Here is a 23,146-nt window from a genome sequence, read left to right as displayed (position 1 = left end):
TGCCGCCGGGCAGGGCCTGATGGCCGCGCACGCCGAAGTGAAGGCGGAGATCGCGCGGACCGATACCAAGACGGGTCTGCTGCTGGCGTTCGTCGGCGCGGTGCTCGCCGGCGCCTGGACGGTCGCACGAGACCTGCCCCTGAACCTCCCTGCGTACATGGCGGGCGGGCTCGGTCTCGCGCTGCTGGCCGCGGCGGCCGGTCTGCTGCTGCGGTCGGTACGGCCGAACCTGCGCAGTCGGCACGGCTTCCCGCTATGGGCCACGCTGACGCCGCAGGAGATCCCCGCCGCCGTCTCCAGCGACTTCGCCGCGGACGTCGCGGAGCTGTCCCGGTTGGCGATGGCCAAGTTCACCTGCCTGCGCCGTGCTATCGACCTGACCTGTGCGGGCGGCGCCCTGCTCATCCTGGGTGCCCTGCTCGCGCTGGGGGGTGTGGCATGAACGAGGGTTTGACGCTGGATGACCTGTCCATGCCGCTGCGGGCGTTGCGCCTGCTCGCTGCGGACTTCGGGCACCTTCCGGCGCCGATGCTGGACGTGTCCACCATCTTCCCGGACCGACTGAGGCTGTCTTTCCACTACGGCCTGGCCGACTTCGAGGCGTGGCGCGAAGCGCTGGGCATCGCCCCGGACGCCGTGGAGCACGGTACGCAGGGTCCGGACGATGGGACGCGCGTGTTGAAGGCGTCCGCCGAGTACGCGGGCGCGGTGCTTGAGCTGGTGGCCTACGCCGACATCACCGATCCGGCACCGACCGGAGCCTCGGCCTGATGTCCGCCGCGTGGGGCAAGTGCTTCGACCCGACCGGCGCCCGCTACGGGGTCCCCACCTACCCCTGGAAGCTCGCCCCTGACGGGCTCGCGACACGTCGGCAGTTACGGGCCCGTGGCCTGCGCCCGGGTGGTCAACCGATAGCCGCACAGGTCATGCGCACCAACCGCAGGACCGGAACCCCCAAGGTCGCCTACCTGTACCACGTCGACCGCGCACTTCCGGTGCGGCCGATGACCTCCCGCAAGTGGGGCGCACTGGCGCTGGCGATGCTCGCCCGCCGCACCTGCCCGCGCTGCCGGATCACCTACAGCTACTGCATGCCCCGCTCGCTCGGCATGTGCGTGCTGTGCGCCTACCCCGACGACCAGAACCACAAAGAGGAGTGATCACATGAAGAAGTGGAAGGAAGCCGCCCGCAGGGCGGTTCACTGGAGTCTGCCGGTCGGTCTGACCGGCCTGTCGCTGGGCTGGACCGTCTACGCGGTGGGGGAGATCCTCTCCCGTCAGGCTCCGGAGCCGCTGGCCCTGACCGTGGCGGGTATCTACGACGCGGTGTGGCTGTACGCGCTGGCCATGGAGACCGCGCACCGCCGGCAGGGCTCCAAGGGGACGCTGCCCGCCGTACTGGGTTGGGTTTTCCTCGTCACCTCGGTCGGCGTGCTCTTCACGCACGGCCTGATGTACGCGACGCCGGTCGTCGCGGTCATCGGAGCGGTGGTTCCGGCCGCTGCCAAGGCGACGCTGATCATGGCGGTGGAGCGGGACGCCACCCGCATTTCCCCCCAGGCGCAGCATCAGATCGATGCGGTGCGCAGCGCGACGCGGGATCAGGTGGCGATCGGCCGTGCCGTGACCCGGGCTAAGGCTGACCGCCAGAAGACGGCCGCCGTCCTGGAGCGCGAGGAGCACAAGGCCCGCGGGCAGGCGCAGAAGGAGCGCCACAAGGCGGCCAAGGATCTGGCGAAGGTCGCCAGCAAGAATCCGGTGACCGGCACCCCGCAGGAGGTTCCGGCGCTGTTCTCGGATGAGGACCTGGCCCGGGTGCTGGGCCAGTGGTCGGACGGGGGTGTGTCCCCGGGTGTGTCCCCTGTGTCCCCGCAGGTCGGCCCCGTGTCCCCGACGCCGGAACTCCCGGCGGCTCAGGGTGCGGGACACACCCCGCTCGACTGGGCGGCGCTTGCACAGGTGGCGGCCGTGGCCGGCGTCGAGACGCCTCAGCCGGGGGAGCCGCTGAGCGAGGAACAGCTCACGGTCGTCCTGCGGTGGCTGCGTCACTCCGAGAACCCCCCGCTGTCCTACCGCAAGGCTCTCGCTGCGTACCGCGCGGCGGGCTTCTCCGCGAAGGAAGAGCGGGTGCGCAAGGCGTACGCCGCCCTGATCGACGCGGAGGAGGCGGAAGCGTAAGCAGCCGTCCGACACGACGCAATGAAGGCCAGCCCAGGACTAGTGGGCTGGCCTTCGTCGCGACTGCCGGAAGCAGTCGACGCAACCAGTGAAGCAGACCCGGTGAGCCCCCGGCGAGCGGCACCTTCGCAGACCCGGCGAGCTGATCCCCACACCGCGGCGGACCGCCCGCCGCCCGCAGCACTCCGCCTCCAATCCTGCTGATCAGAAGGGAACTTCCCTAGTGACCCACACCACCGCCACGACCACTCCCGCCGGCACCGACACCACCCGGCACGACACGCACTTCTGGGTGATGTCCATCGAGAAGCCGGGACTGGCGTCCGCCACGCAGAGCGGTACCTACATCCTGCGTCCCGGCGACACCCGGCAGGACGCCTACAACGAGATCTACGGCGCCGTCACCGACGCGCACCCGAACTTGCGCGGGGCGACGGTCCTGTTCTTCTCGCTGGAGCCCAACCGGCTCTGACCAGCACCTTTCACCGCAGGAGCCCGGACGCTCAGCCGTCCAAAGCACGCGTCCGGGCCCTGCTCTCCTCCATGAAGGAGTGGCCTCAGCATGACCGACACCACTACCGAACCGGTAGCCCACCCGGCTGCCACCGCACCCCCGCCCGAACCACCGTCCCCACCTCGCGAGGAGCCGCAAACACCTGCTGTGCAGCAGGAGTTGGCGCACACGCCGGGCGGGATCCCCGTGCTGCCGCTGGCCCTTACCGGCACGAACGGTGCCGTCGGCGCGGTCAGCACCGTCGCCCTGGTCGGCGGCGGGCCGGTCGCGCTCGCGGTGGCCGCGGGCGGCGCCGCCGTCCTGGGCACCGCCGCCGCCATCCGCGCCCGCCGCCACACCAACAGCGGCTCCGGGGGCGGGCGTTCGAACGGCTCCGGCCGCAAGGGCAGCAGGGGCGGCACGATGCGTAGCCCCTCCTCTTCGCGCTCCCGTGGGGGCTCTGGCCTGTTCTCCGGCGGCCGTGGCCGCGGCGGGGGCGCCAAGTCCCGCATGGGCAGCGGTGCGGGGAAGTCGCGTCTGCGCTCCGGCCGTAGTGGCGCGGGGCGTCTCGGTGGGCGTCACGCTTCGCGCCCCGGCACGGAGCGATCCGGCACGGGGCGTATCGGGCAGGTGCGGGCGCTACGGCAGGACACCCGGAAGCAGGCGCCGACCCGGTCAGCGGCGAGGAAGCAGAACACGGCCGCCCGCCGGGCGGTCGCCGATGCCCGCCGCGACGCCCGCACCGCGGCTCGCGCCAGCAAGGCCGCGGGTTCGCGTGGCCTGCTGCGACGGGCGGGCGGCTGGGCGGCGGGCAAGGCAGCTGCAGGCAGTCGCGCCCTGGTCAACAAGGCCCGTGCCGCCCGTGACCGCAACACCGGTGCGCAGGTCGATGCCAAGCGCGGGCAGGTACGTAAGGCCCCCGCCCGCCGCAAGGCCCGCCGGGGCCTGCTGAAGTCCGCGGCCCGTTTCCAGGGCCGTCGCCTGCTCGCCGCCCTGGCGGGCGGCGCGGCCGGTCTGCTCGGCTGCCTGACCACCCCACTCGGCAAGAAGCTGGGCTGGTCCTGGTTGGTCCACCCCGGACGGCGCCTGTACCGGCGGCTGTTGCTGTCCGCGCGCGAGGCACGCGCGGCCCGCGACGAAGAGATCCGCGCCACCCGGACGGCTGAAGAGGCCGCCGCCGACGCGTCCACGGACGAGATCGGCGACCGCGTCGAACGCCCCGCCTGCCTCATCCCCACCGCTCCCACCGCAGCTTCGGAGGTCATCAACGTGTCTGGTTTCAAGTTCGAAGAGGCCGCCGCGGAGATGGAAAACGCGGCCCGCTCCTACGACCCCGACGGGAACATGGAAGTTCTCGCGATGATCGACAACCTGCCCACCGCGCTGCTGTCGATCGCGAACACGTTCCGCGTCCTGGCCGAACGCTCCGACGAGGAGTTCGCCTTCGAGAAGGACATCGCGGCCGGGTTCGACGACATCCACCGCACCCTCCTGAACGCGGTCGACGCAGGCGAAACCCTCGTGCCGCTGTTCCGGAACGTCCACGCGCAGGACATCGCCCGCCACGAGGACCCCCGCAACGGCACCGAGGCCGAGAAGGGCTGGAACGTCTGACCATGACTGCCACCGAGGCCACCATGACCAAGCAGAACAGCAAGAACCCGCAGGTGGAGGCCGTGAGTGGTCCGGTGTGGGACTGGGCGGCCGGTCACGGACCCGTGACCGGCGCCCTGTCCGCCACCACCGGCGCCTTCGCCGTCGCCACCACCGGAGCCGCTACCTCCATGCCGCCCGGCTGGGCGCTGGCCGTCGGCACGGTCGGGGCCATCGGGCACACCGCCGCCGGCATCCGGCTCCGTAACGCCGGCCGCACTATCGCCGCGCGCGCCGCGTCCTGGCTGGTCGGCGCGGGCTGGACCACGTGGGCCATCACCAACGGCCCCCTGACCTGGCAGGCGCTCGGCTCCCTCGCCGCGATCGGCGTCGGCATGGCCACCGCCACCCGCTCCACCAACCTCTACGAGGAAGCCCGCGAAGAGGAAGCGATCACCGCCGAACAGCGGGCCGTGGCCGCGGAGTTGTCCGCGGAGCGGCGGGCGATCGCCGAAGAGTGGGTCGACCGCATCCAGCGGGTGTGCGGCATCACCGTGCGCGTCCTGGCTGTCGAGCACTGGGCCACGGGAACCGGCTTCACGATCGACGCCGAACTCCCGGGCGGGACGACATACGACCAGATCGCCGCGCGGGCGGCGGCGCTGTCGGCGGACGCGCACTTGCCGCACGGCTGCACTGCCATCGCGGGCCCCGGTGTCCACCAGGGCCGCACCCTGATCGATGTCTCCACCGTCAACGCCCTCGAAGCCGACACCACTTACCCGGCCGACTACGCCCCGCTGTCCCTGCTCACCGGCATCCCGTGGGGCTACCGCGCGAACGCGGAGCAGATCCAGACGTACTTGCGCGAGCAGTGCGCGCTGGTCGTCGGCCCCACAGGATCGGGCAAGACGAACATGGTCCACGTCATCCTGGCCGGGTTCGCCCGCGCCACCGACGTGCTCACCTTTGTCATCGACCTGAACGCCGGATCGGCCGGCCTGTCCTGGGTCCTGCCCGCCCTCACCCACCAGCCAGCCCCCGGTGAGCGGCCGTTGAGGCCCGGGATCGACTGGCTGGCGGGCACCGTGGACGAGGCACACACGATGCTCGATGCGGTCCTGCGGATCGGCAAACAGCGCAAGATCGAGTACCAGTCGCTGATGGCCCGTGAGGACACCGACCTGTTGCCGATCGGGCCGACGATCCCGCAGATCATGCTGGTCATCGACGAAGGCGCGGAGATCCTCACCAGCATGGACAAGACCCTGAAGCAGCTGGCCGCGAAGATCCTGGAAGTGATCCGGATGCTCCGGGCGATGGGCATCCGCACCGTCCTGACCGCACTCGGATCCACCGGCTCCGTGCTCGGCAACCTCATGATCCGCCGTGAGGCCAAGGTCCGCGTCGCGCTGACCGGCGGCGAGAAGGAAGGCATGGATCTCAGCAAGCTCTTCCCCGGCACCCGCGGCCTCAAGGTCGATCAGGCCCCCTACAAGGGCGCCGGGTTCATGGGCACCCCCGAGTCGCCCGCCGGGCTGTTCAAGACGTGGCGGATCCTGCCCAGCCAGATCCGCGAGATCGTCGCCGCCACCAGCGAACGCCACCCCACCCTGGACACCGTGTCCGCCAAGGCCGCCGGGGAGGCATACGCGCGACGGTGGGACGCCGACCGCATCGCCTGGATGCACAACCCGCAGCCCGTCACCCCCACCCCCGCATCCGGCGGCGAGGCGGGCGGGCAGGAACGGCGCGGACTGAACCTGAGCGCCCTGCGTGACCAGCAGGCCGCTCCGGAGCACGGTCCCCAATCCGACGCCGACCGGCTGGCCGACGCGTTCATGCGCGAGATCGACGAACACTTCGGCACCGCCCCCGAACCCACCCGCACCCGCACCGAGCGGGAGCGCCCGCGGCGCGAGGGGCTGAACCTTTCCGCTCTGCGGGACACCCCGCCCGCCGACCCCGCGCCGGGGCAGGCTCCGGGGCGGGACGGTGGGCCGGACTGGCTTCCGGAGGCGATCGCCGCGATCGCCGAAGCAGGCGCGGCGGGCATGAAGCCGTCCGCCGTCGCCGACCGAGTCAGCCGAAGCCGACAGGCCGTGCGCGATGCGCTCAAGGCGGCTGCCGAACGGGGTGAGTTGGTCTACCGGGACAACGGACCGCACTCGGTCTACGTCCACCCCGACCACGCCTGAACGCTCACACACGGCTTACCGGCTACTGGCTACCGGCAACTTGCCACTAGCCGGTAGAGCACCCCCCTACTGGCCACCAGGGCCCCTCAACAGGGCTTTCCTCCTTGCCAGTAGCCACTAGCCAGTAGCCACTACAACCACACACCGTCACCATCAGGCGCCCGCCCGGAACCCTCCGAGCGGGCGCCTGCCACATCACGGCTCGCAGGAAGGGAGCACCACCATGCGCCACCGCGAACCGCCCGGACACCTCGCCCCGCACATCCCCGCCGACACCTGGAACCGCGCACAGGCCACCGGACAGCCCATCGTCATCGTCGTCCACGGCACCCGTCAGAACGACTTCCCGTGGCGACGCTTACTGATCCCGTTCGCGATCGCCGGCGCCGCCGCGCTCGGCACGTGGGGCGTCGTCGCCGCCCTGGCCTGGCTGCTCGACATCGCCGCCCACACCGCCACCGTCATCGCCGGCGCCGCCGGACCCATCGGCGTCGGCGGCATCACCCTCAAACTCGCCCGCTCCAAGTGACCTTGAACTGAGGAGACCAAGCATGTCGTTCGGAGAGACCCCCGTGACCCTGGTCGGCAACCTGACCGACGAACCCGAGCTGAAGTTCACCGAGGGCGGCGCCGCGCTCGCGAAGTTCACGATCGCCGTCACCCCCCGCTCGTTCGACCGCACCGCGAATCAGTGGAAGGACGGCACCACCGCCTTCTACCGCTGCGCGGCCTGGCGCACCCTCGCGGAGCACATCGCCGACAGCCTCAAGAAGGGCTCCCGCGTCGTCGCCTCAGGGCGGATGCGACAGCACGACTGGACGAATGAGCAGGGCGAGAAGCGCTCCATGCTCGCCGTCGAGATCGACGACATCGGCGCGTCCGTCCGCTTCACCACCGTGACCGTCAACGCCAAGCGCAGCGCCCAGAACGGCCCGGCGGGCAACGACACGTGGAACACCGCGGGCAACCCCGCGGAGCCGGGCAACGAGCCGCCGTTCTGACAACGCCCGGGGCGACCGCCCGATCTCGCCAAAGACACGCGGTCGCCCCGGCCAACCAGCCCACAACAGACCTGTTGGAGGCATCCAGCATGACCCAACCTGTCCCCATCCAGCGACCCCACGCCAATGTGCCGGGGGTGGCGGAATGACCAGCCTCGCCCTGCTCGCGTGGGCCCTGGAGCCGGTCCGTCGCGGCTGGCACGTGTTCCCGCTCCGCCCCGGCGACAAGCGGCCCGCAGGCCACGCCGAACGGCTTTGCCCCGGCACCGGCCGGTGCGCCGGCGGGCACATGAAGCCCGAACAGCGCGCCACCACCGACCCGGACATGGTCATGGCGGCGTGGTCGCACCAGCCGTACAACATCGGGATCGCGACCGGCCCGTCCGGGCTGTTGGTCGTCGACTTGGACGTGTTGAAGCCGGACGAGCAAGAAGGAACGCCTGACGGCGTCCAAAGCCTGTTGGCGCTCTGCGAGCGCGCCGGACAGGAACTCCCTGCCACCTACCAGGTGCGGACCCCCAGCGGTGGCCAACACCTGTACTTCACCCAACCCGAGGGAACGCGCCTGCACTCGACTGCGGGCACTGTCGGCCACCACATCGACACCCGCGGCTGGGGCGGCTACGTCGTCGCTCCCGGCAGCACCACCGCGCAGGGCGCCTACACCGTCACCGACGACCGGCCTCCGGTGCCTCTGCCGCAATGGCTTCACAGTGCGCTGAGCGCCAAGCCGAAGCGCACAGCGCACTACGCCATCGCGACTTCCACGGAGTCCCGCAGCGGGTACTCCGCAGCCGCCCTGCGGGGCGAGGCGCACAACGTGGCCACCGCCCCCGACGGCCAACGCAACGCTGTCCTGCTGCGGGCCGCGCGGGCGCTGGGGCGGCTGGTGGCGTCCGGCGACCTCACCCGCAAGGAGGCCGAGGAGGCTCTTAGTAGGGCGGTGGCGGGCAACGCCACACAGTCCCAGCGCTACTACGACGACGTCATCGCACGTGGTCTGGACTGGTCCATCGCCCACAACCCGCAGCGGAGGACTTCCGCATGACCAGTCCCCCTCCTACTAAGAGCCCCAACCCCGCCGCGATCAGGGCTCGCTCCGCCAACAAGACCCAAAGCCCGTTGGCCGTGGTGCGGCCAAAGGACGACGCCGAAGGCGTCCTTTCATCCCTTCCCTGCACCGTCCTCACCGAGGACGACACCACCGCCCCCGCCGTCCCGCGGGTGGTCGGTGCGCTGGAGATCAGGACGCCATACCGCCGCACACCGAGTGCGCGTTCGTGGTGTTCGTGCGGACGCGACCACACCGTCCGCGGCGCCGATGCCGTACGCGAGCTGATCGACGCCCACGCCTACCACCGCACCGTGTGCCCCCTGCACAACCTTCCGGAAAGGAGGGCCGCCGCATGACCCAGACCATGCCGGCCGCGCCCATCGACGGCGCCGCCCTGCTCGATGAGGTCGAGGGATTCCACCGACGCTTCAACGTCTTCCCCACCGAACACGCCTACGTCGCCGTCACGTTGTGGGACGCCCACGCCCACCTCATGGACGCACTAGATGGCACCGCTCGCCTCGCTTTCCTGAGCCCCGAGCCGGGATCGGGCAAGTCCCGGGCGCTGGAGATCGTGGAGACGCTGACGCCGCGCGCGGCGACGACCGTCAACGCTTCTGCCAACGCCCTCTTCCGATTCGTGTCCGCAGAAGAGAGCACCCCCACACTCCTCTTCGATGAGATCGACACCGTCTTCGGCCCCAAGGCCGGCGGAAACGAAGAAGTCCGCGGGTTCCTCAACTCCGGCTACCGGCGCGGCGCCAAGTCCCTACGCTGCGTCGGCGACGGCTCAGATCAAAAGGCAGGGTTCTTCCCCTCGTTCTGCGCCGTCGCCATGGCCGGGCTCGGCTCCCTGCCGGACACGATCCTGACCCGCTCCGTCATCATCCGCATGCGCAAGAAGGCGCCCAACGAGAAGTGCGAGCCCTACAGGCGCCGCGTCCACGAGAAGCAGGGCCACGCCCTACGCGACCAGCTCGCCGACTGGACCGCCACCATCCACGACGAGATCGCCCAGGCGTGGCCGGAGATGCCCGAGGGCGTCACCGACCGTCCCGCCGACGTATGGGAACCGCTCCTCGCGGTCGCCGACGCGGCCGGCGGCCACTGGCCCGAACGCGCCCGCGCCGCCTGCGTCACACTCATCAAGGCAGCCCAGGAAGGCGACGAAGCCTCACTCGGGGTCCGGCTGTTGACTGACCTGCGCGACAAGGTGTTCTGCGGAGCCGACCGCATGCCCACCGCCGCCATCCTCGAAGTCCTCCACGGACTCGATGACGCCCCGTGGGCCGACCTCAGCGACGACGGGCAGAACAGCAAGCCGCTCGCCGCACGCGGCCTGTCCAAGCTCCTGAGCCAGTACGTCCGGCCCAACAACAGCCCGATCAAGCCGCGCGGCATCCGGGTCGGCAGCGGCACCCCGAAGGGCTACTACGCGGAAGATCTCCGCGACGCGTGGGCCCGCTACTGCCCCCCTACCCCCGAAAAGTCCGCAACAGCCGCAACAGCCGCAACACCGCAGGTCAACGAGGGCGAATCCGTGGCGGAAGACCCTTCTGAGAGCCGCCACGTGTCCGCGGAAACCGACACACCCCAACTCCGCATCGCGGGCTGACCACCCCCCCCATAGGTGCCGCCACGTTCACGCGTGGCGGCACCTATCCGCAACACAACCAGCATCCGCCACAAATACAGGCCGCTGACCAGCAATGTTGCGGCGTGGCGGATGTTGCGGATTCCCCAGAAGCAGAGAGGAGTCACGAAGGTGCCGAAAGAGAGTGGACTTCCCCTGAGCTTTTCGGCGGCGGAGGTAGCGACGTCACTGGGGTGCTCGGAGTGGTGGGTGAAGGAACAAGTCCGCCGACGGCGCATCCCCTTCCTGAGGAGCGGTAGCGGGTACCGCTTTACCAGCGATCACGTTCGAGAGATCTTCCACATTCTTGAAGAGCGGCCAAGCCCGGCAAACGCCATCGAGGGCGAAGCCGTGCCCCGGCGCCGCACTACGGCGCAGCCGGTACGGCCAGTAGCGAGTCTCCGTGCGCGCCGTCCGCGTCGCGCACGGAACGCCGCTTGACAGAAGATCCGATCACGAGGGGTGGAGGCCAGCCATGGTCTCCACCCCTCGCTTGTTGCGAGGGGTAAGCATGGGCTACGGCGAGAAGCGCGCCGATTACTACCGAGGCCGGTACTGGATTGCACCGGGCGTGCTCCGAACCGTGGTGGACGCCAACGGTGCCACGATCAGATTCGCCACCAAGCGCGAGGCCGCGAAGGCAGCGAACGATGCGGAGGCCAAGGTCCGAGAGGTCGGCTATCGCGACCCGAATGCAGGGAAGGAGACCTTCGGCGAGTACGTGAACCGCTGGTATGCGGCACAGGAGTTGGCCGCATCGACTATGCAGAACTACAAGCGGCACATCGAGGAGCACCTTCTCCCGGCCTTCGAGGACAAGGCCATCGCCGATATCCAGCCCACGGACGTCGGCGCCTGGGAGAAGAAGGAGCGGAAGCTCTACGCCGCGTCTAGCGTGAAGACCTGGCACGGCACGCTGCACCTCATCCTCGCCGATGCCGTGGATGAAGGACTTCGCGATTCCAACCCAGCAGCCAAGCGGCGCGGCCGAGGCAAGCGCGCCGGACGCTCTCGGAACCGCGGCCCCGAGAAGGTGGTGACCGATGCTCTCGGAATCCTGCTGACGGCCGAGCGCGCTGCGCTGCTGTCTGGCCGTGACGACGAATTCGTAGCCGTAGTCCTGAAGGGTTACACCGGCATGCGATGGGGCGAAATCGTCGGCCTGGAGCGCAAGTTCGTCCGCCCCGCATCGGTACGGGTGGAGTGGCAGCTTTACGAACTCGACTCGGGGGAGTTCGAGCGCTGCCCGCCCAAGGACGACTCCTACCGGACCATCGACACGCCGAAGTGGCTGTCTGCCTTGGTCGCAGGCCATATCGCCCGGACCGAGTCGGCACCCTGCCCCTGCCACGAACAGACTTACGTGTTCCGTGGCCACGGTCCCGCCAACGGCGCTGCCCGGCACGTCGGCGCAAAGCTGGTCGACGTCGCCCGCCGCGCCGAGGTCTCTGCGGCAACGGTCTCGAACGTGCTGAACCGTCCAGACATGGTCGCGGAGCGGACGCGGATCAAGGTGGAGACAGCCATCGCGGAACTCGGCTACGTCCGTGCGGGTCAGACGGGAGAGACGGCCGCGCACTGGCGCCGTACCGGTTTCGCGACCTGGCTGTTTCATCCGGCTACGACGGGGTGGTATCCGAAGAAGGCTCCGCAGGAGGCGCGTCCCGTACCCGTGATGGCGCACCCCTGGCCGGGGGTGCCGGCGCGAGGCAGGAATGCCTCGGGCCGTGCCGATGCGTGCTGGCTGCCGATCGCACGGGGTCTCACTCCGCACGGGCTCAGGCACTCCCATAAGACAGTCATGGAGGAGCTCGGGACCCCGCCCAAACTCATGGATGAACGGATGGGACACGAGGATGGCTCGGTGCAAGCCCGCTACTCGCACATCACGGGGCGGATGAGGAACCGGCTCATGGATGAACTGACCGAGCAGTGGGAGGGGGCGTTGGCGGCACGGTCTGCCATGCACTTGCGGTCACCGGTGCGCGCGCTCGATGCGCTGCTGAGAGCGCGGCAGGGATGACGGCCCAGGAATCCCAGCTCGGACACCAGCTGCAGTAGACGACGTGTCGAGCACTCAACGGAGTGCGGCACCACTTCTGAACTGAGCCAACGAGTCCTCTCGGCTTTGCGCTCCCAGCCACGGCTGGGAGCGCAAAGCCCTCACCTGCGCCGTTTCATTTGTTGCGTTTACTGCGTTTGTTTTGGATACTGAAGGGGACACGGTAGCTACCAGAACCACAGCGATCACTGACCAAGGAAGACGGACCAAGGCCGAGGAATGGCCCTCACAACCTCGGCGCCCACGCCGTCCCACTACGAGCCCGCGCCTGTTCAACTGTTCGAGAGTCCACATCCGTGCACGCCAAAGCACAACGGGTGCGGACTTTCCACTGGCGCCGCCCGCACACCAGTAAGGGGCGCACCATGACCAAGATCGAGACACGTCCGGTCAGGCTTCCGGACGACCAGCAGGAAACCGCCACGCACGCCCTCAGCCGCGTCCGCCACTACCTCGCCGAACACAAGAACCTCACCCAGATCACCGTGACCGTCCAGGGCGAATCGGACCTCGAACCGCTCACGCTGCCCCGTCAGGCAGTCGAGCAGCTTGCCGCGCTGCTCGCACACCTCGGCGCCGGCCGGGCCGTGTCCGTGGTCCCGTCGGACGCCGAGCTGACCACGCAGCAGGCAGCCGACCTCCTGAACGTGTCCAGGCCCTTCCTCGTCGGCCTCTTGGAGGCCGGTGAGATCGAGTACCGCACCGTCGGCACGCACCGCAGAATCACCGCGTCGTCCCTGCTGGAGTACAAGCGCAAGGACGACCACCGTCGCCGACTGGTGGCTGATGAGCTAACCCAGCTCGGCCAGGAGATGGGAATGATCTAGGCCATGGCTTTCGTCGCCGTCTACGACGCATGCATCCTCTACCCGAGCACCCTGCGCGACGTCCTCATCCGCGTCGCGCAGGCCGGCCTGGTGCAGGCGAAGTGGACGGACCAGATCCTCGATGAGACCTTCCGTAGTCTGAAGGAGAAACGCCCCGACCTGAACCCGGAGAACCTGGACCGGACCAGGCAGAAGATGTCCGGCGCGATCCGCGACGTCCTTGTCACCGGCTACCAGCCGCTGATCGGTGTCCTGGACCTGCCCGACCCGGACGACCGGCACGTACTGGCCGCGGCGATCCGGGCCAAGGCCCAGGTGATCGTCACGTTCAACCTGCGCGACTTCCCCGAGGACAGGCTGTCACCGTGGGACGTGCAGGCCGTGCATCCGGACGCGTTCATCGAGGCGCAGATCGACCTGGCGCCGCAGATCGTGTACGCGGAACTCCAGCGGATAGCGGACAGCTGGAAGTACCCGCCGAACGCGGTCGTCGGAGATGTCATCGACTCGCTGGAACACTGCGGACTGGTCGCGTCGGCGGCGGCGCTGCGAGCCATGAACTGACGACAGCTCCACGGGAAGCCCCCCAGGCCCTACCTACGCCTGGGGGGCTTCTTCACACCCTTGCGGTGGCAGAGGGGCGGGGGTGTGGTGCGGGCCCGGTGCGCGACATCCCGCGAGTTCCTTCGCACATGCTGTACCGCGTTGGCCTGTGGCCAGGGACTTCTCCCGGTATTGGACGGGTGCCAGGGCGGTGATGTTCCTTCCGGAATGCCGAGTTCCTCTCACTTTGACCGACTGTCCCTCGACCAATCTGAACGCGAAGGGATTCGAGTCGGCGTTGAGGGGCAGGCGCAACGATTCTCGGTCGCATGACTGACGGCTACGCCGGTGGGGGACTTGGATGACGTGCCAGCCATTGCTGCAGTTCACGGTGCCGAAACTGGTAGGCGGCGCCCGCGAAGCGCAGCAGCCCGGCGGCGCAGGCCCAATCCAGGAAGACCCCGAACCTCCATGGCAGCTTTCCCCTGGAGCACAGCACGAAGACCAGGTACCGGCGTCCGGATGGGGCACCGAACCCGACCCCGACCATGAGCCCTACCGCGAGCCCGTAGCCGGGCCCGGCCGCTAGCCCAACCGCTAGCCCCAGCGTGAGCCCGTGCAGGAGCCCCCACCCGAGCCCAGCCGCAAGCCCGGCCGCAAGCCCGGCCGCAAGCCCTCGCAGAAGATCACTACGGATGACGTCACGGGGCCGTGCAGTCGTTGATGGCTCGCACCCGATGGTGCGGGTGAAACCGACCACGAGCCCGACCACGAGCCCGTACGTCAGCCCGACCGCGAGCCCGTTCAGGAGCCCCACTGCGGGCCCGGCCCAGATCAAGAACCCAGCCACGAACACGAGCCCGACGACGAGCCCCTGCAAAAGATCACTACGCACGACGTCACCTGGCCGCGCAGTCATTGATGGCTCGCGCCCGATGGCGCGGGTGAGTCCAGCCCCAAGCCCGAGCGCGAGCCCGAACCCGAGGCCGGCTAGGGGCTTGAACACAATTCCGAACAGGGGCCAGAGCGCGAGCCCGAACGCGAGCCCGTACGCGAGGTCGCGGCATCCGGCCTTGGTGCGCAGGCGTCCCCAGCGCACGCGCGCGGGTGGATCCATCGAACCTCGTGCCGCATGGCAGCCAGCCACAACGGCGGCCACAACAGACATGGTCTTCAGCCCCGGATGGGGGCTGGCCCATGCCAGCGCGAGCGGCAGCAAGACCGCGAGCGCGGTCAGCACGGCGTCGGCGGCGCGTACCTGGCCGGATCCGGCCAGGGGCCACAACTGGTGCAAGACCAGGTCTGTACGGGCACCAGCCCCCGCCCCTGCTGGTGCCTCCGAGGCGGACGATGGGGTATCCAGGTGTGCGGCGAGGCGGGCCAGCCAGCGGTGGACATCACTCGCGGTGTATGGGCGGTGGGGGCGCGGGTGGAGGGCAGTGGCCGCAGGGACGAAGCGGGCCAGCAGGTCTTCGTCGAGGTCGCCAACGGTGGCATGGCGCAGCAGGTCCGAGGGGGCACCGTCTCGTGCGTAGATGGTGGCGGCCAGGCTCAGCCGCCACGGAGTGGACAGGGCCGTGGCCAGCGTGCCTGTGGGGTCATCCTCGAGCGCCTCCAGTACCGGCCGCCAGCGCGCGGGGTCCCTGGCGCGCTGGCGCAGGTAGGCGCAGGCGGTTGGGGGGGTGACGAGGTCGATGTCGATGCACGCGGCGTCGATCAGCCGCACCCGGCTGTCCAGGGCCTGGTAGTGGCGGGTGCGGCATGTCAAGATCACCGGGGCTGGGGCGCGGCCGTTTTGGTAGGCGTTGAGTGCCTCCAGGGCGGCCCGGGCGCGCGGGGCGACCGGAGAGGGGGAGCCGTCGGGCGCGGTGGGATCCATCTCGTCCAGCCCGTCCAGCACCGGCAGCACGCGGTGCTGGCTTACCAGTTCCCCGGCCATCTGGGCCGGCCAGTCGTAGACGTCCACCAGATGGCGGGCGAGCCGCTTCGGCAGGGGGACCGTGGGGTCCCACTCGGCCAGAGATAGGCGTACAGGGACCGGGTCCTCCTCCGCCCGTTCTTCCAGGAGGGCCAGCATCAGCTCCAGGGCTAGCACGGATTTGCCCGCTCCCGGCTCGCCGGTGACCACCAGGCGACGCGGGCACGTGCGGCGGTAGTACGCAGCCACATCCGGAAGGGTCGGGGTTTCCTCGAACAAGCGCCCCGCCCCGGCGGGGGCCGCCGCAGCCCGCCCCGGCTCTGGGCGGAGGGTGAAGCTGAGATTGATCCTCTGGGTGTCGTCCCCGATCAGCTGCCGCCATTGCCGTTGCTGATCCTGTTTCACCTGCTCGGCCAAGGTGGCCGCCCAGCCGCGCGCCAGCTGCGCTAGGTCACCCGCCGGGGGCCGCCGCAGGCCCACCAGGGTGACCACTAGGGCCGCCACCCCGAGAGGCAGCCCGATCAGGCCTGCGGTATCCGAAGGGCCAAGGTCCCCCTGGGTCAGCTGCACCCCCGCGTACAGCGCGCTAGCCGCCACCAGCAGCCCACCCACTACGGCCAGCCACACCCGCCAGCGACGGTACCCGCGCCCTCCGATCCTCGCCATAGTTTGATCATCACCGTTCCGGTGATGCCTGCGGGTACGCCATGCCGGAAGGTCAACAGCGGAAGAGCCGTGGCCCGGAGCGTCTGGCGGGGTGGCGGAACCCGTCAGCGTCTCGGCGGCTCACCCGAAACCGATGGGCGCTGGCCCGGGAATCACCAGAGGAACCCTCGGGTACTCGCCGACCACCCGTGGGTTCCGGTAAACCCACGGGAGCCTCGGCCCCGGACACCAGGGGACAAGTAGCTGGCGAGTTGGACCGTTGGTGCTCCGGCTGGCCCCGTACGAGGGCGATCACTTCGCCCGCAACCGTGCCTCGACCACTCGGTCGCCTTCGACGTCGGGATTGGTGGCCACATCCACGCCGAACAGCGTGTAGAAGCGCTCAAGTGCCTCGTACGCGTCCCGTTCCGGATCACCATTTGCCACCCAGGCCCGGTCCCAGGTGTCGTCGCTGGCTGGGACGGCGTCGCTGAGGAAGCTCTGCATCATGCCTCCCCCCGGCGCCAGGAAGCGTGGCTCCTCGCCTCCGAAGCGGTGCACGACGATGCGGTGCCGCCACGGCCCCGGCACGCGCGGGACGACCAGCCTGTCGGCGAGGCGGAAGTACTCCAGCGTCATCTCCGTCACGACGTGAGCGTTGATGCGCATCACAACCGGGGCCGACTGCTGCGCACCCCAGCAGAGCATGTCGGGGCTGGCCACTGCGCCGGCGGTCATCAGGCCGTCGGGCCGTACCCACACCGCGCTACGCGGGCGGCCGATGAATAGGCCACCGCTGAGGGTCTGCAGGCGCCCGGTGTTGTCGGCGAAGTTGAATCCCGAGCCCCGCAGGACGTCTTGGTTACGCAGAGCGCCCTTGATCCCGTCGTGGCTGTGGAGTCCGGGCAGGATCTGCGAGGGTGGCTGGGCCGGGACGCTCTGCCAGAACAGCACCGGCGTCTCCTCCCAGTCCTGCCGCTGCTCCAGCTCGTCCAGGACCTCATCGGGCTCTTCGTGCCACTGTTCGGCTGCAGGCACCAGCACACCGGCGGGGGCAGTATCCCGCGCCCGCAGGCCCTCGTTGATGAGCTGATACACGTCCTCCGAGGGCATGTACACCGTCCGGTCGCCGTGGCGCACGGAGACCGCGAGCCCCTCGGCGAGCTTGCCCTTATCGTTGATCAGCTTTCGGACCAGGACGTACCGCGAGAGCTCCGGGAGCGGTTCCACTTCGAGCACCAGGTAGTACAGCTCGGTTCCCACGGCGCTCCGGCCTGGGTCGCGGTACCAGTGGTGGCTGATCCCTACCCGAGGGCGTAGGTACTCGTTCAGGGTGTCGACGTACTGGACGACGTCCGCCCGTTCCTGGGGGAAGGGGTGAAAGCTGGTGGCGACCTCCAGCGCCTGATTGCTCTTCTTCTCCGCAGTCACACCCAGCACGAGCAGCCCACCGTGGGCGTTGGCGAAGGCGGCCACGTCCTTGCAGAGCTCGAACTTGCCCTTCTCGGACGCCAGGTTGTACGGAGACCGCTTGAAGTCCAACCATGAGGTCTCGGCCACGCCGAGGAGGTCATCGGGACGGCCGGCGGTCAGCGCCTCGATCAGTGCGGAGCGACTCAGAGATGTCACCCAGCCACCTTAGTAAGGGTGTACAACCGGTGAGTTCGTCATGGCGCTCAATGCCTCAAGACGGAGCCTGGTCAGGTAGTCAGCGGGTATCGGCCCGCACATCTCCACACAGGCTCGCCAGTCCCGCCCGTCCGGTTGACGTGTGGCAACGAAGGAAAGGAGCCCGGCCGAACCCGCGGGATATTGCGCAGTCGTTGGGGAGTCATTTTCCTTGATCCACTCCCCATTCACTCCCCAGGGACCCCGGGGAACGAGTCAGGGCCGGTTTCCCGTGAAGGGAAACCGGCCCTGACCTGGTGTTTCGGCTGTCGGGGTGGCGGGATTTGAACCCACGACCTCTTCGTCCCGAATTAGGCCCTGGAAGATCGCCGACCGGCGGACCACTTCAAAGGTGCAGGTCAGGGCGTTGGGATGCGTTGGTTTCCGTTGGCGCCCGGAGGTCTCAACTCCAAGATCATCTCCAGGTTTTCTCCAGAGCGTCCTACTCCTCGATCCAGTCTTCCGCCACGGCGCGAATGAAAGTCGCAAGGTCGGCTTCCTGGGGAGGGATGCGAGTGGGATGCCGGGCCGCGAAGACAAAGTAGTAGCGCTCGACTCGTGCGCGCAGCTCGTTGTCCTGCGGTTCCGCGGCAGCCAAAGCCAGAGCAACGCGCCCCGGCTCTCCGTACGCACGGACGGGGCGGCCGAGACCGTCGTAGCCTTCGAAGAACTCATCCACTGACTCGATCAGGTCATCAGCCAGGGCTGGCTCATGCAGGATGAACATGCGGCCGTCCTCGTCGAAGAGCAACACAGGGTCTGCTGGATCCGTCACCGCTGTCCCTCCTGGATGTCGGAATTTGCGGCAGCCTCGCCGCGCTGCTTCCCGACGGTGGTACCACGAAGCCGTGATTGGCGGCGCTGCGTGATGGCGCCCCCCAGCTCGGCAGGAGTGGGCCAAGGCGCGCGGCGATGGATCATGCGATGGCAGTTCGCGCAGATGAGTGCAAGATCGCTGAGCTTGGTCGTCCCTTCGCCGGCCTCGTGCAGAGGCACGACGTGATGGCACTCGACATAACCGGCTCCGCGCTCGCCGTAGACCTCCTCGAAGTCGAATCCGCATGCCTCGCACGCGAGGCTGCCGCCCTTCCGGAGGACGGAGGCGATCTTCTTCTTACGCAACCCCTTGTTTCGTTCCCGTGCCCGATGCCGGCGCAACAGCAACCGCCCTTCGGGCGCGCTGAAGTCGTCGTCAAGCTCCTCGTCGTCAGCCTGAGCGAGGTCCTGAAGCTCGCCAGTGCTGATGCCCTGCCGGAGGAGGCGGGCCACCTCGGTCATCTCACCCGGCCGGGCAAGGAACTCGTGGAGGACTTCCACATCCAAGGCGCCACCGTTTGTGGGCTTGCCGCGGTAGTCAGGGTGCCGGGTAGCGATGTCAAACGTCTTGCGGGCCACCCCATTGGGGTTACGAAACTTGTCGTTGCGGTCAGCGTCAGCATGAAGAGGTAGCAGCTGAAGCAAAGCAGACAGTTCGATGACCCGGCGGTCCTGTACGTCCAGACCCTTCCAGCCGTTTCCCATGACCAGATCGCAGGCAAGGATGACCTCGTCGCGTGCCCAGTCGGGATTCTTGACCGCTCTGATTTGGAAGCCCAGACGCTTCAACCAAGCGGCTGCGTGGTCCTTGCCCCCACTGAACTCATCAGCAGCCAGCGCCCGCCCCTGATCCCACTTGTGTGCCACTCCGGCTATGGCCTTTGAGTCGTACTCCCGCCCCTCGTGGACCAGGACATACGAGCGGGCCTCACCGAAGCCGTACTTCGACAGGAAATCCTCGCGTCCTGCCTCATCGTGCTCAGCAACAGCCTTGAGCACGGACCCCCGAGTGATCGCTCCTCTACGCATGTCCGAAGACTAGGCCGGAGACTGGCACCACGGGAGCGATTTCGTGCTGATCAGCCAATTCGCAGTCTGATTGCCCAGGAAGACCGGAAAACGACGGTGTCGCGCCCCGGCACCGCTGTGCCGGGACGAGTCCGCTTAGGGCCTTTCACTCTTCGGCCTGCTTGAAAGAAAGCTTCAGTAACTCGGGAATTTGCTTAACGAACAAGTCGCCAAGTTCGTAAAGCTCGTATACCTCAGCCAGGGTCTTATCTAGGACGAAGCTCGCATAGTTGTTGTGAACCATGTTGTTGCGGAGCGAGCCGAGTTCCATGAAGGCGCTGATATGGCGAGTCAAGTCCGGGTCGTCGCGGCAATATTGCTTCATCCCTGCTTTGAACTCGGGGCCGAAAAGGGACCAGAACTGTCCTGCGTTTCTTGTATCCCAGTTGAAGAGTCTGTGATATTTCATGCGAATTGCACTTTGGTCCACCAGGTCGACAATTTTCGAGTCCAGGGTATTTTCGGCGATGTGATCCCTGAGTGCCTGGGACACCCTGTCTTCGAATTCACTGGCGGCGGCCAGAAGAAGCACCTTAGGCAAGGTGATCTGCAGAGTCGCGTGGTGAGATGCCTGCTGTTGGTCGCTGAGGTAGTCGAGAACGCCTCGGTGGTCGGCGTACATCCTTGCGACCCTGCTCATGAGGCATTGCCAATGAGTTCGCCAAGCAGCTGTTGAGTTTCGGTTAGCCTTCCCTTCACGTTAGCCGTTTTGGTGGACCCCTCTTGTGCGTACTGGCTGAAGCGCTTGCTCTTTCCGATGTGCTCAATCCACTCAGGCCGGAGGTGCGGAATTTTCACCCCCTCCTTTTTGAGGTTGAGTGCGGCCACATAGATGGCTTCGAAGAGCAGAGGGCTGAAGCGGGCGGATCCTGCCTGATACGTGCTTCGAGCGGAGTCGCGGTTCAGTTCCATGAACCAGGACCATTCATCTGCGGTTTGTTTGATTTTCTCGGGTCCGAACTTCTTTGATTTCTTGCAGAAGCGGTTGACGAAACCCGTCATGGAGCCGGCGTAACCGTCGGTCCCTTCGCGCAAGGAAAGGCTACGGAGGATGATCTCCATATCCTTCATGCGGGAATCCGGCTCCGAGGATCCGAGGAGTTCACGCCATTTGGCGTTTTCGTTTAGGTCGAAAATACCCTGGAAGAACTGCGAATGGTACAAGCTCGCACGGATTTCCTGAGGATTGAGGTTGACGCCTCCAGTATTCAATCGGTTGAACATTTCGAACATGGCGGAGTCGTCATCTGCGGGACTTACCTGTTTTACGATCACATTCCGAATTGTTCGCAGGTCGAACTGGCGCTTGAACTCGGCAAGTGTAGAGTAGGTCCGCCCTGCGAACTTGTTCTTCTTCTCTCCCGGGAGGCTCGGAAGGCTGAGCTTGAAATTCTCGAAGTAGTCGTCATCCTGGAGGATTTCCTCAGAGATTCCGCCCTCTGCATTGAAGAGTTTGCGGATGGTGCTCCGCTTATCCTTGCGAGGAAACCTCTCCTTAGCGAAAAAGAATACGGTCATCAACCTTTGTTGGCCGTCAATTACGAGGAAGTCATTATTCCCTTCCTCGTAAAGGAATACCTGCGGGACCGGGAGTCCGAGGATGAGTGATTCGATTAGTTTTGATGCCCTCTTTCGGTCCCAGACATAATTCCTCTGGAACGGGGGGATCTTGATCGCGCCCTCTTCGATGAAGCTATTGATCGTCTTGGTGTTGAAATCGTTAGGTGAGGCGACGATCTCGTACTCGTCGATCTGGCTGATGACCTCGTCTTCGGAAAGCTCCTTGACGTTGAGGTGCTTGAGGTCAGACTCCTGGTCGAATCCGGGCTCGTCGAGGTCCTGCTCCGTCACTGGCCTGCTCCCTGCCGCGTCGATGCCTAGATCGACACTTTAACGATGTGTCAGGCGTCAGGGGAGCGGATCGGCTGCCGGCGAGCGAACGCAGTGAGCTTTGGCGATACAGGGAATCGAGCCGCACCCGTCTCGGCAGTGCTTGCCCTGCTTCCTCTTTCAGAGTGGCGGCGCCAGGATTCGAACCTGGGAAGGCTGAGCCGACAGATTTACAGCCGGATGCCTCTGTCCTCGTTGACCTGGGACTACGGGTGGATGGGGTCAGTTTGGGAGACGTCTGGGGGAACTGGCTCACGGTAGCCCCCTCGGACACAGCCGACCGACGGATTACCGATCTTGGTACCGCAGCTCTACCTGGCGCCCGCAGACACGCACCAGCGACCGCTGACCGAACGCTTGCCAATCTCCAGCTCCCGCGACGAGGCGTAGCACGCGGTGGCCCGTCCGGACCTTGGAAGCTGAAGTCACCGACGGCTCGACCACTCTATGGGACGTTCTGACACCGGAATCGCTCGGGAAGTAGGATGCTTTCCTTCGCCGATGTGACCCAAGCACACCGCTGAGGCAACCGGTTTTCGTCCCCTGCGTGGCTTCGGTAACGGCTTGCGCAACGGTGTTGGCAACGCCTCGTTGAACGGGCGAGACTGAGGCAAGGCAGCGGGCTGAAAGCATGAGGGGTGACGTGCATGAGCGACTTGCTAGCGGCTGTCGGAACGGCGCAGACCAACGTTGATCGACTCGCGCAGCCTGACCAGTTGCGTGCCGCGGTGGAGCAGGTCACGGAAGTTGCGCATGCCTTCGGAGCGCAAACGGTGATCGCGGCTAGCCCCGTAGCAGAGCGCCTAGTAAGTGCCGTACTCCTTGCGTCCGATGGCCTAATGCGTCTCACTGGTGATGGAAGCACAGGATCCAAGGTGTTGATCATCGACGTAAACCTTGCTAGCGGCACCTCTGTCGCGAAAGCTGCCCGAACAGCTCGTCACGCCGGCGCTGACCACATTCGGGCGGCCGTGCTACACCAGGTAACAGACGTCGCTGCCGCTGCCGCTGATTGCGGCGTAGACGAACTCGTTGTACTAAACGCAGCTCGCCCTAATTCCTGGCAAGCTTGCGGCCGCACCACTGACTCAGGACTCTGACGGCAAGGCGACAATTCCTGCCGAGGCAGCCTCAGGGTGTTTCGCATCAAGACGCTCCCCGCAAGCCAAAGCATCAGCCTTGCTCATTCCGAGTGCAATTCCGACTTCTCTGCCAGAGCACAGCTCGACATTCTGTATCTTCTGTTCGTTACACACATAGGCCAGCGCGCCCTCAATCATCAGGCGATGCCGCGGACCAGCCGCCCTGCTGGCCCTCGTCGGAATATCGGCAATGCGTAGCACTACAACCTCTGGTTTAAACCCAGAGAGTTTACTATGGAACTTGCGGCCAAGGTCAATGATTTGATCAACGACCTCCTTCTCGGCCGTCTTGATCTCACAGGACTCCACGAACACCGGAGCCTCCCGCCCTCCTTCCAGGAGGACGAGGCTGACCACAGGCTTGCCCGGCGTTGGAAACCCAACACTCACTCCCACCACCAACATGACAAGCACTAT

Annotated in this window: 22 protein-coding genes; 15 read left to right on the top strand and 7 right to left on the bottom strand. The window is 67.1% G+C overall.

All coding sequences use genetic code 11. The features are described 5' to 3' along the window. Positions 1-19: 19 nt before the first annotated feature. From ACIA8X_RS01275 to ACIA8X_RS01205, 15 genes are all read left to right on the top strand, one after another. Positions 20-442 carry a Pycsar system effector family protein gene (locus ACIA8X_RS01275; RefSeq protein WP_399457755.1) on the top strand — a complete coding sequence of 141 codons (423 nt, stop codon included), beginning with the start codon at positions 20-22 and terminating at the stop codon, positions 440-442. Then, positions 439-771: a hypothetical protein gene (locus tag ACIA8X_RS01270; protein ID WP_399457503.1), complete on the top strand. Its 333-nt coding sequence runs from the start codon at positions 439-441 to the stop codon at positions 769-771. Before ACIA8X_RS01275 ends, ACIA8X_RS01270 begins: the two co-directional genes overlap by 4 nt. Then, positions 771-1,160: an RRQRL motif-containing zinc-binding protein gene (locus ACIA8X_RS01265; protein ID WP_399457502.1), complete on the top strand. Its 390-nt coding sequence runs from the start codon at positions 771-773 to the stop codon at positions 1,158-1,160. The genes ACIA8X_RS01270 and ACIA8X_RS01265 overlap by 1 nt, the downstream gene beginning before the upstream one ends. Before the next feature lie 4 nt (positions 1,161-1,164). Then, a complete protein-coding gene (locus tag ACIA8X_RS01260; protein ID WP_399457501.1) occupies positions 1,165-2,178 on the top strand; it encodes a hypothetical protein in 1,014 nt (337 codons plus the stop codon). A gap of 223 nt (positions 2,179-2,401) precedes the next feature. Beyond that, a complete protein-coding gene (locus tag ACIA8X_RS01255) occupies positions 2,402-2,650 on the top strand; it encodes a hypothetical protein (RefSeq protein WP_399457500.1) in 249 nt (82 codons plus the stop codon). A 90-nt stretch (positions 2,651-2,740) separates the two neighbouring features. Beyond that, positions 2,741-4,285, top strand: a complete 1,545-nt coding sequence (locus ACIA8X_RS01250; RefSeq protein ID WP_399457499.1) for a hypothetical protein — start codon at positions 2,741-2,743, stop codon at positions 4,283-4,285. Between the two features lie 2 nt (positions 4,286-4,287). After that, positions 4,288-6,462 (top strand): ATP-binding protein, encoded by a 2,175-nt coding sequence (locus ACIA8X_RS01245; protein WP_399457498.1) that lies wholly within the window; start codon positions 4,288-4,290, stop codon positions 6,460-6,462. A 223-nt stretch (positions 6,463-6,685) separates the two neighbouring features. Further along, entirely contained in the window at positions 6,686-6,991 is a 306-nt protein-coding gene (locus ACIA8X_RS01240; RefSeq protein ID WP_399457496.1) for a hypothetical protein, read from the top strand. Positions 6,992-7,013: 22 nt separating this feature from the next. Next, positions 7,014-7,463: a single-stranded DNA-binding protein gene (ssb, locus tag ACIA8X_RS01235; RefSeq protein WP_399457495.1), complete on the top strand. Its 450-nt coding sequence runs from the start codon at positions 7,014-7,016 to the stop codon at positions 7,461-7,463. Positions 7,464-7,608: 145 nt separating this feature from the next. Further along, a complete protein-coding gene (locus ACIA8X_RS01230) occupies positions 7,609-8,511 on the top strand; it encodes a bifunctional DNA primase/polymerase (RefSeq protein WP_399457494.1) in 903 nt (300 codons plus the stop codon). After that, positions 8,508-8,873, top strand: coding sequence for a hypothetical protein (locus tag ACIA8X_RS01225; protein ID WP_399457493.1), 366 nt, complete (start codon positions 8,508-8,510; stop codon positions 8,871-8,873). The genes ACIA8X_RS01230 and ACIA8X_RS01225 overlap by 4 nt, the downstream gene beginning before the upstream one ends. Then, a complete protein-coding gene (locus tag ACIA8X_RS01220) occupies positions 8,870-10,132 on the top strand; it encodes a DUF3631 domain-containing protein (protein ID WP_399457492.1) in 1,263 nt (420 codons plus the stop codon). Before ACIA8X_RS01225 ends, ACIA8X_RS01220 begins: the two co-directional genes overlap by 4 nt. A 529-nt stretch (positions 10,133-10,661) precedes the next feature. Then, entirely contained in the window at positions 10,662-12,173 is a 1,512-nt protein-coding gene (locus tag ACIA8X_RS01215; RefSeq protein WP_399457491.1) for a LacI family DNA-binding transcriptional regulator, read from the top strand. Positions 12,174-12,577: 404 nt separating this feature from the next. Beyond that, the gene (locus tag ACIA8X_RS01210; protein ID WP_399457490.1) at positions 12,578-13,039 is read left to right on the top strand and encodes a helix-turn-helix domain-containing protein; all 462 of its coding nucleotides are present in this window, start codon (positions 12,578-12,580) and stop codon (positions 13,037-13,039) included. Positions 13,040-13,042: 3 nt separating this feature from the next. Next, the gene (locus ACIA8X_RS01205; RefSeq protein WP_399457489.1) at positions 13,043-13,603 is read left to right on the top strand and encodes a PIN domain-containing protein; all 561 of its coding nucleotides are present in this window, start codon (positions 13,043-13,045) and stop codon (positions 13,601-13,603) included. Positions 13,604-13,922: 319 nt separating this feature from the next. On the opposite strand, the gene ACIA8X_RS01200 is transcribed toward ACIA8X_RS01205, so the two are convergent. The 7 genes from ACIA8X_RS01200 to ACIA8X_RS01170 form a co-directional block, all read right to left on the bottom strand. Beyond that, the gene (locus ACIA8X_RS01200; RefSeq protein ID WP_399457488.1) at positions 13,923-16,166 is read right to left on the bottom strand and encodes an NACHT domain-containing protein; all 2,244 of its coding nucleotides are present in this window, start codon (positions 16,164-16,166) and stop codon (positions 13,923-13,925) included. Between the two features lie 291 nt (positions 16,167-16,457). Continuing rightward, positions 16,458-17,774, bottom strand: a complete 1,317-nt coding sequence (locus ACIA8X_RS01195) for a helix-turn-helix domain-containing protein (protein WP_399457487.1) — start codon at positions 17,772-17,774, stop codon at positions 16,458-16,460. A gap of 481 nt (positions 17,775-18,255) precedes the next feature. Beyond that, positions 18,256-18,588 carry a hypothetical protein gene (locus ACIA8X_RS01190; protein WP_393449624.1) on the bottom strand — a complete coding sequence of 111 codons (333 nt, stop codon included), beginning with the start codon at positions 18,586-18,588 and terminating at the stop codon, positions 18,256-18,258. Continuing rightward, a complete protein-coding gene (locus tag ACIA8X_RS01185) occupies positions 18,585-19,658 on the bottom strand; it encodes an HNH endonuclease (RefSeq protein WP_393449621.1) in 1,074 nt (357 codons plus the stop codon). The genes ACIA8X_RS01190 and ACIA8X_RS01185 overlap by 4 nt, the downstream gene beginning before the upstream one ends. Before the next feature lie 145 nt (positions 19,659-19,803). Next, positions 19,804-20,319: a HEPN domain-containing protein gene (locus tag ACIA8X_RS01180; RefSeq protein ID WP_393449618.1), complete on the bottom strand. Its 516-nt coding sequence runs from the start codon at positions 20,317-20,319 to the stop codon at positions 19,804-19,806. A gap of 14 nt (positions 20,320-20,333) precedes the next feature. Further along, entirely contained in the window at positions 20,334-21,548 is a 1,215-nt protein-coding gene (locus tag ACIA8X_RS01175) for a DUF262 domain-containing protein (protein WP_393449615.1), read from the bottom strand. A 1,127-nt stretch (positions 21,549-22,675) separates the two neighbouring features. Continuing rightward, entirely contained in the window at positions 22,676-23,134 is a 459-nt protein-coding gene (locus ACIA8X_RS01170; RefSeq protein WP_393449612.1) for a hypothetical protein, read from the bottom strand. Between the last annotated feature and the right edge of the window lie 12 nt (positions 23,135-23,146).

The organism is Streptomyces sp. NPDC051738, from assembly GCF_044453205.1.
Lineage (GTDB): Bacteria > Actinomycetota > Actinomycetes > Streptomycetales > Streptomycetaceae > Streptomyces.
Note: the sequence above shows the minus strand (reverse complement) of the source record. Positions and strands in the feature narration are given on the sequence as shown.

Bases quoted from the DNA above. Each gene is read 5' to 3' on its own strand.
- ACIA8X_RS01265 (WP_399457502.1), top strand. From the start codon at position 771: ATGTCCGCCGCGTGGGGCAAGTGCTTCGACCCGACCGGCGCCCGCTAC.
- ssb (WP_399457495.1), top strand. From the start codon at position 7,014: ATGTCGTTCGGAGAGACCCCCGTGACCCTGGTCGGCAACCTGACCGAC.
- ACIA8X_RS01260 (WP_399457501.1), top strand. From the start codon at position 1,165: ATGAAGAAGTGGAAGGAAGCCGCCCGCAGGGCGGTTCACTGGAGTCTG.
- ACIA8X_RS01205 (WP_399457489.1), top strand. From the start codon at position 13,043: ATGGCTTTCGTCGCCGTCTACGACGCATGCATCCTCTACCCGAGCACC.
- ACIA8X_RS01270 (WP_399457503.1), top strand. From the start codon at position 439: ATGAACGAGGGTTTGACGCTGGATGACCTGTCCATGCCGCTGCGGGCG.
- ACIA8X_RS01180 (WP_393449618.1), bottom strand. From the start codon at position 20,319: ATGTACGCCGACCACCGAGGCGTTCTCGACTACCTCAGCGACCAACAG.
- ACIA8X_RS01240 (WP_399457496.1), top strand. From the start codon at position 6,686: ATGCGCCACCGCGAACCGCCCGGACACCTCGCCCCGCACATCCCCGCC.
- ACIA8X_RS01200 (WP_399457488.1), bottom strand. From the start codon at position 16,166: ATGGCGAGGATCGGAGGGCGCGGGTACCGTCGCTGGCGGGTGTGGCTG.
- ACIA8X_RS01210 (WP_399457490.1), top strand. From the start codon at position 12,578: ATGACCAAGATCGAGACACGTCCGGTCAGGCTTCCGGACGACCAGCAG.
- ACIA8X_RS01185 (WP_393449621.1), bottom strand. From the start codon at position 19,658: ATGCGTAGAGGAGCGATCACTCGGGGGTCCGTGCTCAAGGCTGTTGCT.
- ACIA8X_RS01220 (WP_399457492.1), top strand. From the start codon at position 8,870: ATGACCCAGACCATGCCGGCCGCGCCCATCGACGGCGCCGCCCTGCTC.
- ACIA8X_RS01245 (WP_399457498.1), top strand. From the start codon at position 4,288: ATGACTGCCACCGAGGCCACCATGACCAAGCAGAACAGCAAGAACCCG.
- ACIA8X_RS01275 (WP_399457755.1), top strand. From the start codon at position 20: ATGGCCGCGCACGCCGAAGTGAAGGCGGAGATCGCGCGGACCGATACC.
- ACIA8X_RS01215 (WP_399457491.1), top strand. From the start codon at position 10,662: ATGGGCTACGGCGAGAAGCGCGCCGATTACTACCGAGGCCGGTACTGG.
- ACIA8X_RS01225 (WP_399457493.1), top strand. From the start codon at position 8,508: ATGACCAGTCCCCCTCCTACTAAGAGCCCCAACCCCGCCGCGATCAGG.
- ACIA8X_RS01250 (WP_399457499.1), top strand. From the start codon at position 2,741: ATGACCGACACCACTACCGAACCGGTAGCCCACCCGGCTGCCACCGCA.
- ACIA8X_RS01230 (WP_399457494.1), top strand. From the start codon at position 7,609: ATGACCAGCCTCGCCCTGCTCGCGTGGGCCCTGGAGCCGGTCCGTCGC.
- ACIA8X_RS01170 (WP_393449612.1), bottom strand. From the start codon at position 23,134: ATGTTGGTGGTGGGAGTGAGTGTTGGGTTTCCAACGCCGGGCAAGCCT.